General features: G+C 42.1%; 14 protein-coding genes. 6 read left to right on the forward strand and 8 right to left on the reverse strand.

The window, feature by feature from the left end; translation table 11 throughout:
• Window positions 1-307 precede the first annotated feature (307 nt).
• Entirely contained in the window at window positions 308-1528 is a 1221-nt protein-coding gene (locus ACF8CV_RS13430) for an ammonium transporter (protein ID WP_021486678.1), read from the forward strand.
• Between the two features lie 73 nt (window positions 1529-1601).
• Here ACF8CV_RS13430 and ACF8CV_RS13435 read toward each other — a convergent pair whose 3' ends face one another.
• Window positions 1602-1781: a hypothetical protein gene (locus tag ACF8CV_RS13435; protein ID WP_138938691.1), complete on the reverse strand. Its 180-nt coding sequence runs from the start codon at window positions 1779-1781 to the stop codon at window positions 1602-1604.
• Window positions 1782-1901: 120 nt separating this feature from the next.
• Between ACF8CV_RS13435 and cobB the strand changes: the two genes are divergently transcribed.
• Window positions 1902-2627: a Sir2 family NAD+-dependent deacetylase gene (cobB, locus tag ACF8CV_RS13440; RefSeq protein ID WP_015296744.1), complete on the forward strand. Its 726-nt coding sequence runs from the start codon at window positions 1902-1904 to the stop codon at window positions 2625-2627.
• A gap of 74 nt (window positions 2628-2701) precedes the next feature.
• Here the strand turns inward: cobB and ACF8CV_RS13445 are convergent, their stop codons facing one another.
• From ACF8CV_RS13445 to potA, 5 genes are all read right to left on the reverse strand, one after another.
• The gene (locus ACF8CV_RS13445) at window positions 2702-3739 is read right to left on the reverse strand and encodes an extracellular solute-binding protein (RefSeq protein WP_005453907.1); all 1038 of its coding nucleotides are present in this window, start codon (window positions 3737-3739) and stop codon (window positions 2702-2704) included.
• 250 nt (window positions 3740-3989) lie between these two features.
• On the reverse strand, window positions 3990-5021 hold the full coding sequence (locus tag ACF8CV_RS13450; RefSeq protein WP_017448550.1) for an extracellular solute-binding protein: 1032 nt from the start codon (window positions 5019-5021) through the stop codon (window positions 3990-3992).
• 106 nt (window positions 5022-5127) lie between these two features.
• A complete protein-coding gene (gene potC, locus ACF8CV_RS13455; protein WP_005389180.1) occupies window positions 5128-5898 on the reverse strand; it encodes a spermidine/putrescine ABC transporter permease PotC in 771 nt (256 codons plus the stop codon).
• Entirely contained in the window at window positions 5898-6758 is an 861-nt protein-coding gene (potB, locus tag ACF8CV_RS13460; protein ID WP_392417212.1) for a spermidine/putrescine ABC transporter permease PotB, read from the reverse strand. Before potB ends, potC begins: the two co-directional genes overlap by 1 nt.
• Window positions 6739-7932, reverse strand: a complete 1194-nt coding sequence (gene potA, locus ACF8CV_RS13465) for a spermidine/putrescine ABC transporter ATP-binding protein PotA (protein ID WP_238988919.1) — start codon at window positions 7930-7932, stop codon at window positions 6739-6741. Before potA ends, potB begins: the two co-directional genes overlap by 20 nt.
• Before the next feature lie 323 nt (window positions 7933-8255).
• On the opposite strand from potA, the gene ACF8CV_RS13470 reads away from it, so the two are divergent.
• From ACF8CV_RS13470 to ttcA, 4 genes are all read left to right on the forward strand, one after another.
• Window positions 8256-9053: a hypothetical protein gene (locus ACF8CV_RS13470; protein ID WP_005457395.1), complete on the forward strand. Its 798-nt coding sequence runs from the start codon at window positions 8256-8258 to the stop codon at window positions 9051-9053.
• Window positions 9046-9882 (forward strand): glucosaminidase domain-containing protein, encoded by an 837-nt coding sequence (locus ACF8CV_RS13475; protein ID WP_138938690.1) that lies wholly within the window; start codon window positions 9046-9048, stop codon window positions 9880-9882. The genes ACF8CV_RS13470 and ACF8CV_RS13475 overlap by 8 nt, the downstream gene beginning before the upstream one ends.
• A 12-nt stretch (window positions 9883-9894) precedes the next feature.
• Window positions 9895-10554: a DUF2987 domain-containing protein gene (locus ACF8CV_RS13480; protein ID WP_138938689.1), complete on the forward strand. Its 660-nt coding sequence runs from the start codon at window positions 9895-9897 to the stop codon at window positions 10552-10554.
• Between the two features lie 190 nt (window positions 10555-10744).
• Window positions 10745-11638, forward strand: a complete 894-nt coding sequence (gene ttcA, locus ACF8CV_RS13485) for a tRNA 2-thiocytidine(32) synthetase TtcA (RefSeq protein WP_005477636.1) — start codon at window positions 10745-10747, stop codon at window positions 11636-11638.
• Between the two features lie 95 nt (window positions 11639-11733).
• Here the strand turns inward: ttcA and uspE are convergent, their stop codons facing one another.
• Both uspE and ACF8CV_RS13495 read right to left on the reverse strand, forming a co-directional pair.
• The gene (gene uspE / locus ACF8CV_RS13490) at window positions 11734-12681 is read right to left on the reverse strand and encodes a universal stress protein UspE (protein ID WP_005495023.1); all 948 of its coding nucleotides are present in this window, start codon (window positions 12679-12681) and stop codon (window positions 11734-11736) included.
• A 179-nt stretch (window positions 12682-12860) separates the two neighbouring features.
• Window positions 12861-13607 (reverse strand): FNR family transcription factor, encoded by a 747-nt coding sequence (locus ACF8CV_RS13495; protein ID WP_005477663.1) that lies wholly within the window; start codon window positions 13605-13607, stop codon window positions 12861-12863.
• Between the last annotated feature and the right edge of the window lie 70 nt (window positions 13608-13677).

The following is a 13677-nucleotide window of genomic DNA, read 5'->3' on the forward strand; positions in this document are numbered from 1 at the left end:
TATGAGGTGGCTTTTTTTGCGTTTATGGCCAGAGTTTACTAATTAAACGCGTACATGTTGTGCGCATTATATTGGTGCATAGACCCTACATTGGTGCATTTGAATAGATAAAATCAATACAAATAAATGTTTTTGATTTCATTTAAGGCTTTATAAAACAATGAATTAAATTCTAATTGTTAGAAGAGTAAATTATGGAACGGTAATTGCTGTATTAGACGCTTTGTAAATTTCATTCACCAAATTGGTGATGACTTTAACTTTGATGCACAGGATGAGTGCGCTACAAATAACGGAGATAAACATAATGAGTGTAACTGCCGATCAGGTACATGGCGTTGTACAAACTCTCACACAAAGTTCCGATACACTTTTTCTATTATTGGGTGCCATCATGGTTTTTTTGATGCATGCTGGTTTTGCTTTTCTTGAAGTGGGAACCGTGCGCCAAAAGAACCAAGTAAACGCACTCGTTAAAATTATTGCCGATTTTGGTATTTCTGCGATTGCTTACTTTTTTATTGGTTATTGGGTTGCTTATGGCGGCACGTTCTTTTCTGATGCTCAAACCTTATCTCAAGATAATGGCTACGAGTTGGTTAAGTTCTTTTTCTTACTGACCTTCGCTGCGGCGATTCCTGCTATTGTTTCTGGTGGTATCGCGGAGCGAGCTCGTTTTTATCCGATTCTAATCGCAACATTTTTCACTGTCGGCGTCGTATACCCACTATTTGAAGGAATGATCTGGAACGGAAACTTTGGTGTTCAAGCTTGGTTTGAAAGCACCTTTGGTTATGGCTTTCACGATTTTGCAGGTTCGGTCGTTGTGCACGGCGTTGGTGGATGGATTGCGCTGGTGGCTGTTACTTTTTTAGGGATGCGTAGAGGTCGTATCCGCGCAGGAAAGCATACGAACTTCGCTCCATCTAATATCCCATTTTTGGCACTTGGGGCTTGGATTCTCTGTGTTGGCTGGTTTGGTTTCAACGTTATGTCCGCTCAAACTCTTTCTGGAATCAGTGGCTTAGTGGCGATGAACTCGTTGATGGCAATGGTTGGAGGTATCGTAGCTTCATTACTTGCGGGTAAAAATGACCCTGGCTTTATTCACAATGGCCCTTTGGCCGGTTTGGTTGCGGTTTGCGCGGGGTCAGATTTAATGCATCCGCTTGGTGCATTAGTGACAGGTGCCGTTGCTGGGGTTTTGTTTGTGTATCTGTTCACGTATCTGCAAAACCGAACCAAAATCGATGACGTACTGGGTGTGTGGCCTTTGCATGGAGTATGTGGTGCTTGGGGCGGGATCGCTGCAGGAGTTTTTGGTCAAAGTGGATTTGGTGGAATGGGCGGTGTTAGCTTCGCGGTTCAAGTTTTAGGGACATTTCTTGGCATTTCCATTGCGGTTTTAGGTGCTCTTGTAGTCTATGGCGCAATTAACGCTCTAACAGGTTTAAGGCTTTCAGAAGAAGACGAGTTTAATGGTGCGGATTTAGCGATTCATAAAATATCGTCTACTAACGAAGATTAAATTAATCGAAAAAAGAGCGGCATCAAACCGTTCTTTTTTAAACTATTTGCTTCAAACCGATATACAAGCCGTTTTAACAGTTGCCTTTTTTAGCTTGACCAGGAGGGCAAAAGCCACCATTGCCGTGCGGCCCATGATTTTCATCATTTGTGCTGACTTTTACTTTTACGTCGTCAATTTCACCTTCCACATTTGTCAGCTGACAGCCTGCTAAAGTCGTAAGTAATATAAGCGCCAGAGATACTTGTCTCATTGCGATTCCTCTCAAAATGTAATTCTAATAGTGACCATTACGACCATGGTCTAATCCATACTACTACAGTTGCTATTCTTTCAGTGTTAAGCTAATGAAAAAGAACAACAAGGATAAGTTATGAATTTCCCTTATAGAAATATTGTAGTACTTACTGGAGCAGGTATCTCGGCTGAATCTGGTATTCAAACATTTCGAGCCCAAGATGGCCTGTGGGAGAATCACCGAATTGAAGATGTAGCAACACCTGAAGGTTTTGCTCGAGATCCAGACCTTGTTCAGAGTTTTTATAATCAACGCCGTCAAAAGCTTCAAGATGAAACGATCAAACCGAATGCTGCGCATCTTGCTCTTGGCCGTCTTGAAGCGGAATTAAAGGGAAAGGTGACGGTTATTACGCAGAATATTGATAACTTGCATGAAAGAGGTGGCAGCCAAAATGTGATTCACATGCATGGTGAGTTACTTAAGGCGCGATGTAGTGAATCTAACCAAGTTATTGAACATACCGAAGATATAAAAACTGGTGAGCTTTGCCATTGTTGTCAAATTCCATCACAAATGCGCCCACACATTGTGTGGTTTGGCGAAATGCCACTGAGAATGGGAGAGATATACGCAGCACTGGAAGAAGCTGATTTGTTTGTCTCTATCGGTACTTCGGGCGTCGTCTATCCGGCCGCTGGGTTTGTGCATGATGCTAAAATGCATGGCGCTCATACTATAGAAATTAACCTTGAGCCAAGTGCGGTTGAAAGTGAATTTGAAGAAAAACGCTATGGTAAAGCAAGCGTTGAAGTACCGAAGCTTGTTGATGAAATTCTTGCTTTGGACACGAAAGCATAAAAACTTAAACCCAACTATCAGATACAAAAAAAGCGGCTCATGAGCCGCTTTTTCACATCTTTAAAACTAACGAATTAGTTGTTTACTTTTAGCTTTTGGAAGTACTCATCGTACATTACGCTCGCTTCGCCAACTTCATCTTGCCATGTACCGCTGTCCATTACTTCTTGCGGAGGGAAGATGCTTGGGTCGTTAGCAAACTCTTTTGGTAGCAGCTCATGTGCCGTCTTAACTGGAGTAGGGTAACCAATCTCTAGTGCAATCTTAGCGGCGTTCTCAGGGCGTAGTAGGAAGTCGATCATCTTATGAGCAGCATCTACGTTTTTCGCGCCAGCTGGAATTGCTAGGCTGTCCATCCAGAAAATGGTGCCTTTTTCAGGCCAAATGATGTCGATATTCGCACCTTCTTGACGAGCCATGTAAGCAGAGCCGTTCCAAAGCATACCAAGAGACACTTCACCTGCAAGGTAAGGGTTTGCTGGGAAATCAGAGTTGAATACCAATACGTTTGGCATTAGCTTTTTCAGCTCTTCATAAGCTGCTTTGATTTCATCTGGGTTCGTTGTATTTGGCGAGTAACCAAGCTTTGTTAATGCAATGTGGAAGACTTCACGAGAGTCATCCATCAGCATTAGTTGGCCTTCCCACTTGCTATCCCAGAAATCGTCCCATTTAGAAACAGACGATTTATCTAGCATATCTGCGTTGATACCAATGCCCGTCGCACCCCAAATGTAAGGGATAGAGTAGTTGTTGTTTGGATCAAATGGTTTATCTAGGAAGTTGGTGTCAAGATCGCTAAAGTGAGAAAGTTTCTTTTTGTCGATCTCTTGCAGCATACCTTCTTTACGCATTTTAGAAACGAAGTAGGTAGACGGTACTACCAAATCGTAACCAGAACCTTGCGTTTTTAGCTTCGCGTACATACTTTCGTTAGATTCGTATGTAGAGTAGATAACTTTGATGCCAGTTTCTTTTGTAAAGTCTTCAAGAACTTCGTTTGGAATGTATTCCGACCAGTTGTAGAAATACAGTTCTTGATCAGCCGCCATTGCAGGGGTAGCGATTAGCGTCGCTGCACATAGAGCGCTTGCGTAGAATTTACTTTTCATTTGTTTTCCGTTTTGTTTAGCGATTGGACAAATCAATACTAGTCGCAGTTATTAAGTTGAGCCAAATCGCAATAAGCACAATCCCGTTTATTTAAATCAATTTATACCGAGCCTTTTTAGAGAAGCGATAATTCTGTGAAACTGAGCTAAATAAACCTAGCAACGCATAATTATATCAGTCAATTACAAAAATAGGCAGCGTATCGCTGCCTATTTTCAGTTAGTCGATGCCTTAGTAGGCAAGATCAGATTATTGACCCGCTTTCAGTTTCAAGAAGTAGTCTTCATATTTCACTGTCATATCACCAACCGAGTCTTGCCATTCAACACGGTCAAGATCTTCTTGAGAAGGGAACAGCGGTGCTACGTCTTTAAACTTCGAGTTTGATTCTGTAACGGCGGTTAGGTAGCCAGTGTCACGAGAAATTTGCTCTGCGATTTCAGGGCGTAGTAGGAAGTCGATCATTTTGTGCGCTGCTTCTACGTTTTTCGCGCCAGAAGAGATTGCGAAGTTATCAACCCAGCCAATACCGCCTTCTTTAGGGAAGACTAGCTTAAGGTTTAGACCTTCGTTTTGCGCCGCAGCCGCACTGCCGTTCCAAAGCATACCAACGCCAACTTCGCCAGACATGTATGGTGCACCCGGGTTATCAGAGTTAAATACTAAAACGTTTGGCATCAGCTTTTGCAATTCAGCGTATGCTTCGTCGATTTGCTTTGGATCTGTAGAGTTACCTGAGTAACCCAATTTACGTAGGGCAATGTGGAATACTTCACGAGTATCGTCCATTAGCATTACTTGACCTTCAAGCTCAGGCTTCCATAGGTCTGCCCAGCTTTGGAAGTCGTTTGGATCGTACATATCAGCGTTAACTGCTAGACCTGTAATCGCAACAACGTGTGGAATAGAGTAGTCGTTATTTGGATCGTAAGGCTTATCTAGGTAGTTCTTATCTAGGTTGCCGAAGTTTTTCAGCTTAGTCTTATCGATCTTTTGTAGCATACCTTCATCGCGCATTTTTGCTACGAAGTAAGTTGAAGGTACGACTAGGTCATAACCTTGATTATGAGTTTTTAGCTTTGCGTACAAAGTTTCGTTCGACTCGTAAGTCGAGTAGATCACTTTGATACCTGTTTCTTTAGTAAATTGCTCTAGGATATTACTGTTGATGTAAGGACCCCAGTTCATAAATACCAATTCTTTATCGTCCGCTGCCGCTGAACCTGAGAACAGAGAAAGCGCACATGCACTACCAGCTAATAGAGTAGCCCATTTTTTCATTGACGTTAGCTCCAAACCAAACGTTGTCCAAATCATTTTGGACGGTAGATAGAAAAACAGAATGGCATGTAACCATTCTGTTTCGTGATGTTAACGGATGCGGATTTTACTTTACTTTTTCTCTTGCTAGCAACTGAGAAATTACTACAAGAACCAAAGATACAATCAACATGACCGTTGCTAGGGCATTCACTTCCGGTGAAATACCCACCTTAACCATCGAGTAAATTTTCAATGGTAGGATTTCGTATGTTGGGCCTGTTACAAACGAGCTGATAATTACGTCGTCTAAAGACAGAGTAAAGCTTAGTAACCAACCTGCAGCAACCGCTGGCTTCGCAAGAGGAAGGATGATCTGTTTTAAGATAACCCATTCACTTGCACCAAGGTCTTTTGCTGCTTCCAACATTTTCACATCAAAGCCGTTCAAGCGGCTGTAAACGGTTACCACGACAAACGGTAAACAGAATGTGATGTGCGCAATCAATAGAGTAAAGAAACCAAGCTGCGCGCCTAAAACTAAAAACAGCGCCAACAATGAAATTGCCATCACGATGTCTGGTGACATCATTACAACAAACAGCATGCCGTTTACCGCACCTTTACCTTTAAAGGAGTAACGGAATAGGGCAACGGCCGTCAAACTACCAATAATAGTAGCAGCTGTTGCAGAAAACACCGCGACATTAAGTGAATGCCACGCTGCTTGCATAAGGCTGTCATTGTTAACTAGGGTTTCGTACCATTTGGTTGTAAACCCGCCCCATTTCATACCAAATTTGTTGGCATTAAATGAGTTTACGATCAATACGATGATTGGTAGATACAAAAATGCATATACCAGCGCCATAAAGCTAAATCTAACTGTACGTCCCATTAGTCTAGCTCCACCTTCTTATTCAATAGTTTGCCTGCTCTGTAGTAGGCGTACAGCATGATTGCCATTGCAATAGTAAGTGCGATACTGGTTGCCGCACCGAATGGCCAATCACGAGCGTTTAATACTTGGCTCTTAATTACGTTACCAATTAATAGGTTCTTCGCTCCGCCTAGAAGGTCGGAGATGTAGAACATACCTAACGCAGGAAGAAGTACCAACAAACAGCCACCAATAATGCCAGGCATCGTTAACGGCAAGATCACTTTTGTGATGGTTTGCAGTTTGCTTGCGCCTAAGTCTTTTGCAGCCTCAATGTAGGTGTTGTCTAGCTTCTCGATTGCCGAATACAGAGGAAAAATCATAAACGGAAGCAAAATGTAGACAAGACCAATCATTACCGCTGTTTCTGTATACATAAGACGCAATGGCTTATCGATAATATCCATTGCCATTAATGACTTGTTCAAGATGCCCTGTGTGCCAAGAACAATCTTCAAACCGTAAGTACGGATAAGTGAGTTTGTCCAAAACGGTACAATCACAAGAAACAGCATAAACGGGCGCCATTTCTCAGGCATTTTCGCCACGATATAAGCAAATGGGTAGCCGATGATTAAACACAACAACGTCGCAATGATTGCCATGTAGAAAGAGTGCATCAGCACTTTTGCGTACAATGGATCAAGTAAACGAAGGTAGTTGTCGAAAGTAAAAGTCAGTTCAATTAAGTTTGCTTCATCACGCGTTAAAAAACTTGTACCGATAATCATTAGATTTGGAACCAACACGAAAAGTGTTAGCCAACCAACAATTAGGGTAATGATTGCGTTCTGAAGATTAATCTTCTTGCTTATCATTGAGTACTACCTCCCAGCTCTCAACCCAAGTGATAGCGACTTTTTGGCCGAGAGAGTGGTCCACATCTGGATCATCTTCGTTAAAGAACTCGCTAACCATCACGCGCATGCCTGAGTCCAGTTGGACAACAGAGTCTAGCGTCATACCTTTATAGGTACGTTCAGTGACGTGACCAACAATGCCTTTTTCTTCAGACTCTTTGATCTCTTCGATACGTAAGTCTTCAGGGCGAAGCAGCACTTGTAGTTTGTCACCTGCTTGTGCTTCTTTGTCGTAGTAAACGACAGACTCAACACCTTCGATTTCCGCACGGATGCGTTTTTCATCAATGCGTTCAAGCATTGTTGCGTTGAAGACGTTAATCTCGCCGATAAAGCGAGCAACAAACAAGTTTTTAGGTTCTTCGTAAATTTCACGTGGTGAGCCATCTTGTTCGATAACACCATCGCGCATAACGATAATGCGGTCAGACATCGATAGAGCTTCTTCCTGATCGTGAGTAACAAAGATAAAGGTAATACCAAGTTGACGCTGAAGTTGTTTCAACTCAATCTGCATTTGTTTACGAAGTTTGTAATCAAGAGCAGAAAGCGATTCATCAAGTAGCAGTACTTTTGGCTTATTTACAACCGCACGCGCGATCGCGATACGTTGTTGCTGACCACCAGAAAGTTGGTGCGGCTTACGCTGCGCCATTTTTTCTAGGCGAACCATACGTAGCGCTTCCATTACGCGTGGTTCGATTTCTGCCGCAGGCGTTTTTTGCATGCGTAGGCCAAATGCCACATTATCGAATACGGTCATGTGAGGGAATAATGCGTAACTCTGGAATACCGTGTTGACGTGCCTATGCTCTGCAGGAACTTGCGTTACATCTTGGTCATCTAATACGATTTGACCGTTATCTGCCGTTTCAAAACCAGCGATCATGCGTAAAACCGTCGTTTTACCACAACCAGATGGACCAAGAATCGTCAGAAACTCACCATGATTAACATCAAGATTTAAATTACCGATGATTTCCTTTCCATCGAAACTTTTGCTGATACCAGATAAACGAATAACTGGCTTTCCTGCTTGCTGTTTAGCGTTCAACGTCTGTATTTCTCCCACGTTAAAATTGGGTTTACGCCAATTAGTGCGACATAAGTCATTCACTTTTGAGGCGCGCATCATAATCACCAAAATTGTGAAATTAAAGCATTTTCTTATCTTGAAACAGAAAAAATTTTGCAGGCAAAAGTAATCATTCCTTACCATACTGTTTTTAAGAGGTTATTTGCCTTTTAAACACAGTTTGGTAGGGCTTTGTCATTAGCAACAATTGCTTTCAATTTCATAGTTTTGTGAGTGGTCAATTATCAACCAAATAGTAGATATTGCAAGGATAGAACGTCAGTTCTGATTTTAGACATGGAAAGATTTCTTTATAATGTTGGCCACTTTAATTGACTGGTATACCAGTAAAAAATTCACAAGTTAATCTTGGATAATATATGAATAACGATTTTGAAAAAGATTTCAATCTTGGGGGGAGTGTAGAGCGAGCTTTGTCTGGCGACTACGAACTAAAAGCGAGTGCTGTATTTAGTGAAGCTTGGCGCGCAACCATTCAACACTTTTTATCGTTCTCGCCAGCGATTATTCTTTTGCTTTTTGTCCAGTTGGGGATTTTCTACATTGCACTTCAACTTCAATTGGGCGACCCAAGTGTCATTCTCGATGCGATAGAAAATCCGGAAGCATTCACCGCTAATATCGTTTCTGCTATTTATATCGCTAACTTTAGTTATGAAGTGATCAGCGCCCCCATTTATGCTGGGATCAGTTTGATGGCAATGAGTCACGTAGCAGGGCTAAAAACCAAAGTTCGTCATGTCGGTAAAGGTCTGCAATTTACCGTTCCTGTTATTATTGCAACGCTGTTCAGTTTAACGTTGCAAGGTGTCGCGGGAATGATCCTTCCACCGCTTTCATTATATTTAGCAATGGCGTTTAGTCACTCTATCTTACTGATTTGCGAGAAAAGAGTGCCACCTATGCAATCGTTATTATTATCACTACGTGCGATCAATAAGAAGATTTTTGTTGTGGCAGGGCTTTACATGGGCGTTATGTTGATGTTTATTGTTGCGGCTATGTTCTACGGTATTGGCTTTATTTTTGTCTTGCCATTCTTCTTCCATTTGAAGGGCATCCTTTATCGAGAAATGTTTGGCATCAAACTTAAGATCGTAGCAACACAAAAAAATGATAACGATCACGATGGTAAATCTCAGGTGTTTAATGCCTAAATCTTTAAAATTAATGACTTTACGAGTGGCGGCTGCCTGTATAGCCGCCACTTTTATTTCGGTAGGTCCATATTTGCATTACGACCGCCAGTTCAAAAGCGCGAATGATCCTAATGTTGTTCAAGGTCCGGTGAAACATCCTGATTTGTCGCACTTGCCCTACATTGGGGACATTCCAGACTTTAACTCTATCAAAGACGCCAAAGAAAAAAAGGCGGCATTTTTCGATTTCTTACGGCCTAAAATCGCACTAGAAAATCACAGGATTGAAAAAGAACGTGCTTTTCTAAGCTCTCTTGAGATTGGAGAAGTGTCGCCGGACGAAGAAGCTTACGCAGAAAGATTAGCGCAGTTATATGGTTTTCCTCTTCATGATGATCATGTTGATGAAGCTTGGCTGACTGAAATGTTAAAGCGAGTCAATGTTTTACCAGAAGCATTAGTGCTAACTCAAGCTGCCAATGAATCCGCGTGGGGTACCTCTCGTTTTGCTACTCAAGCAAACAACTTGTTCGGCCAATGGTGTTATAAACAGGGTTGCGGAATTGTGCCTGCTCAGCGTGCTGCTGGAAAAACTCACGAAGTTCAAAAATTCGATTCAGTTCAGCAGTCAATTCATGGCTACTTTATGAATGTGAATCGCAATCCAGCTTACGCTGACTTACGTGATATTCGAGCTATGTTGGCAGATAAGCACAAAAACTTGTTATCCGTGGCGACAGCATCAGAACTCACTCATGGACTGTTGTCTTACTCAGAGAGGGGCATTGCATACGTTAATGACTTACGCTCGATGATTCGTCACAATAACGCCTACTGGACTCAATAAAATAATAATCGAATGAAAAAGTTAAGCTTAATTTTAGGAAGTGCAGCACTCTTGCTCTCGTCACCGATAACGCATGCTCAAGAGTATATGTTTACGTATTCCAAACTGTATACTCAGTTAAAAAATAACACTAAAGAAGGGCATGATGACGTTAAAGTCGGTGTGTTCTTCGTCGATGCCAGAACTAAGCAGCTGTGTGCGATCGAAAAAGCGTGGATGGAAAAGGAAGAACACTACGAAGAGTTTGTGATTCCAGCGTCGAAAGAACTACCATTACCGATCGACAAAAATCTAAAATCCGCAAATCCTTTGGTATTCGTACATACCCCTAAAGATAGCCGATGTGATTATTCTTTAGTTGTAATGACGAAAGAACCGTTACAGGGTAACGTTTCTTACGAGCAACTGAAGCCATTAATGCCTCAAATGCAAAGCATGTTAGAGGATTTAGGGGGGATGTTTGCTGGATGGTTCACACCTGAAGTACAGGGCGTCACAATGGAGTTTGCCAACGAACTGAACGGTAAGATCGTTTTTTCAAATGGACAAGAGAAGGCGATTGTTAACGGTAAAGTGCAGGTTGCTTTGAGTGAAATTGGCGAAGGTGGAACAATAACGTTACCGGAACCAACGATGAGAGTGCTTCCTTATTTGCCCCAAGCAAAGAAATAGCACTATCTTCACGAAAGAGCCGCATTCGCGGTTCTTTTTCTATTCTATGATGATAATTCAGCGCACTTATTTTCTTATCCTTCAATACAAACATTTAATCCTGCTGCAAAAGCCCGTATAATCCACGCCCCAAAGAAACCCATGTTAGGAAGTCCTACTGTCGATTTTATCGGCGATGTGAGAGCCCGCAATGAACCAGAAAGATACAAGAAAAGAAACCCTTGAATTCAACAAGCTTCAAAAACGTTTGAGAAGAAATGTTGGAAATGCCATTACAGATTACAACATGATCGAAGAAGGCGATGTTGTCATGGCATGCATAAGCGGTGGTAAAGACTCATTTGCGATGCTCGATATCCTGTTGAATCTACAAAAAGCGGCACCAATCAAATTTGAAGTGGTTGCTGTTAACCTAGACCAAAAACAACCTGGTTTCCCAGAGCATATTTTGCCTGAGTATTTTGAGACGCTGAATATTCCTTACTACATCGTAGATAAAGACACATACTCAGTAGTTAAAGAAAAAGTGCCAGAAGGTAAGACAACGTGTGGTCTATGTTCTCGTCTACGTCGTGGTACGCTTTACTCATTTGCTGAGAAAATCGGCGCAACAAAACTTGCACTTGGTCATCATATGGATGACATCGTAGAAACGATGTTCTTGAACATGTTCCATGGTTCTCGTTTGAAGGCAATGCCACCAAAGCTACGCTCTGATGATGGTCGTAACGTGGTTATTCGTCCGCTGACTTACTGCCGCGAAAAAGACCTGATCAAATACGCAGAGCACAAAGATTTCCCAATTATTCCTTGTAACCTATGCGGTTCTCAAGAGAACTTGCAGCGCCAAGCAATCAAAGCAATGCTGATTGATTGGGATAAGAAGACGCCAGGACGCGTAGAAGCGATTTTCAAATCAATCCAAAACGTAAGCCCAAGCCAATTGGCAGACCGTGAGTTGTTTGATTTTGTAAACTTGCCGCTAGATCGTGACGGTAGCCGCGAAGAGTATGAGTTTAGTGAAGCAGTCGTTTCTTCAACTAACATCGATGAATCTCTATTCATCGATGTAACGAACATCTAGTAAATAGGAGGCAACGATGCCTCCTATTTTGTACTTGCTGAAACCGAAAATAAAACGCCCCAAAAGAGGGGCGTTTTTATATTTGATTATTTGCTCTACGTTGCGGTATTTGGATCGAGAGGGCTGATATAACCTTTTGGTTTTAATGCCAGTACATCACAGTTAATCTTATCGATCACATGCTCTGCCGTGTTACCGATAAAGACCGCTGAAAGACCCGTACGACCAGTCGTACCCAAAATCACCATTGCTGCATTTAATCGCTCCGCTGCTGCAGGAATGACGTCTTCTGGTAAACCTTGTTCTACGATGGTTTGTTCTTCGTCGATGCCATGTTTTTGTCTCAATGCTTTCATTGCGGTGAGATGGTGGCCACGAACCGCATCCGTGTAGGTCGTTGGGTCAAATTCAGGCAACTCAATCGTAATGTTAGCCGGTGTAACAGGATAAGCGTTGACGAGATACGGTTCAGCATCGAGACGGTTTGACATCTCTTTGAGGCGTTCAACCATCGCGTCGTTCAAATCAATGTGAGTTGGGTTTTCTGACCCCACGTGTACAGAAGCGAGAATATTAGCTTGCTCCGGCCAATCCGAGTTCTTGATCAAAAGTACAGGGATAGGGCATTTACGTAATAAATGCCAGTCTGTCGGCGTGAAAATCACAGACTCTAAAACATCGTGTTTACGTGTCCCTTTGATTAGAAGATCGTGCCCACCAGCATATACTTCAGCAATGATTGCTTCGTAAGGACGGTTGTGCCACACAACGCAAACATCAAAATCGAAGCTATCGTTTAAGTACGGTTGAGCAATCTTACGCATCCACTGCTCACGTTGATGGATAACGCCGCGACGCATCGCATCTCTTTCATCGACTGACAGCATTGAGGTCATGTCATAGGAAAAATCGTAGATGGATAAGAAGAAGGTGATTCGGCTTCTGGATACACTCTTTTGAGCTAATTGAACCGCTCTAGCGAGTGCAGGCTGTTCATCATTATTGATGTCAGCAACAACAAGAATCTTACTGTATATACTCATAACTAAGCCCACTTATGTTGCGAAACCAAATACTGAAAACAAGTTAAATCAGTAAATTGGAGACTCTTCGTATATTTTTACTGTAGCTTAGTTTGGGGAACTTTTTGAGGACTTTCGAAGGGATTTTATGAGAAACATGATGTAGCTCATTTTCGAGCTACATCAATAAGTAAGCGAGATTACTCTTTTGTTACACCGGCAAGTTCCATTAGCGCATCATGATCTAATATGGTGATGTACTTACCTTTAACACTCAGAATTTCAGATTTTTGGAAACGACCTAATAGGCGGCTGATGGTTTCAACCGTTAGGCCTAAGTAGTTACCAATATCGCCACGAGTCATGGTCAAACGAAATTCTCTTGGGCTGAAGCCACGTTGAGAGAAGCGAGTTGACAGGTTGTACAAGAAAGCAGCTAGACGCTCCTCAGCATTCTTCTTAGAAAGCAGAAGAATCATTTCCTGGTCGCCTTTAATTTCGTTACTCATTAAACGCATGATTTGCTGACGAAGTTTAGGCATTTTGCCTGATAGGTCGTCAAGGATCTCGTAAGGGATTTCACAAACCATTGATGTTTCAAGAGCTTGAGCGAAACTAGGGTGGCAGTCACCAGTAATAGCGTCAAAACCAACTAAGTCACCAGCTAAGTGAAATGCTGTGATTTGCTCATCACCTTGTTCTGTGATTGTGTAGCTCTTAATCGTGCCAGAACGGATAGCGTACAAAGATTTAAGCTCATCACCTGCTTTAAATAGCTCTTGTCCTTTTTGGATAGGCTTTTTACGCTCGATGATTTGGTCCAACTGGTCAAGTTCAGATTCATTCAGAGTGAATGGGATACACAGTTGGCTAATGCTACAATCTTGGCAATGAATCGCGCAACCGCCTGATTGGATACGCTTTGTTGCAGGTTTTTCAGAAATCATAACAACCTTTCACTATTTGATATACATCAATATTTTAGCACCGCTTAATCCTAAAGGATAGCAAAAATAT

The organism is Vibrio sp. zbq_1 (assembly GCF_043102935.1).
Classification (GTDB): domain Bacteria; phylum Pseudomonadota; class Gammaproteobacteria; order Enterobacterales; family Vibrionaceae; genus Vibrio; species Vibrio parahaemolyticus.

Coding starts and splice junctions, on each gene's coding strand:
- ACF8CV_RS13430 (WP_021486678.1), top strand. CDS start 308: ATGAGTGTAACTGCCGATCAGGTACATGGCGTTGTACAAACTCTCACA.
- ACF8CV_RS13435 (WP_138938691.1), bottom strand. CDS start 1,781: ATGAGACAAGTATCTCTGGCGCTTATATTACTTACGACTTTAGCAGGC.
- cobB (WP_015296744.1), top strand. CDS start 1,902: ATGAATTTCCCTTATAGAAATATTGTAGTACTTACTGGAGCAGGTATC.
- ACF8CV_RS13445 (WP_005453907.1), bottom strand. CDS start 3,739: ATGAAAAGTAAATTCTACGCAAGCGCTCTATGTGCAGCGACGCTAATC.
- ACF8CV_RS13450 (WP_017448550.1), bottom strand. CDS start 5,021: ATGAAAAAATGGGCTACTCTATTAGCTGGTAGTGCATGTGCGCTTTCT.
- potC (WP_005389180.1), bottom strand. CDS start 5,898: ATGGGACGTACAGTTAGATTTAGCTTTATGGCGCTGGTATATGCATTT.
- potB (WP_392417212.1), bottom strand. CDS start 6,758: ATGATAAGCAAGAAGATTAATCTTCAGAACGCAATCATTACCCTAATT.
- potA (WP_238988919.1), bottom strand. CDS start 7,932: ATGCGCGCCTCAAAAGTGAATGACTTATGTCGCACTAATTGGCGTAAA.
- ACF8CV_RS13470 (WP_005457395.1), top strand. CDS start 8,256: ATGAATAACGATTTTGAAAAAGATTTCAATCTTGGGGGGAGTGTAGAG.
- ACF8CV_RS13475 (WP_138938690.1), top strand. CDS start 9,046: ATGCCTAAATCTTTAAAATTAATGACTTTACGAGTGGCGGCTGCCTGT.
- ACF8CV_RS13480 (WP_138938689.1), top strand. CDS start 9,895: ATGAAAAAGTTAAGCTTAATTTTAGGAAGTGCAGCACTCTTGCTCTCG.
- ttcA (WP_005477636.1), top strand. CDS start 10,745: ATGAACCAGAAAGATACAAGAAAAGAAACCCTTGAATTCAACAAGCTT.
- uspE (WP_005495023.1), bottom strand. CDS start 12,681: ATGAGTATATACAGTAAGATTCTTGTTGTTGCTGACATCAATAATGAT.
- ACF8CV_RS13495 (WP_005477663.1), bottom strand. CDS start 13,607: ATGATTTCTGAAAAACCTGCAACAAAGCGTATCCAATCAGGCGGTTGC.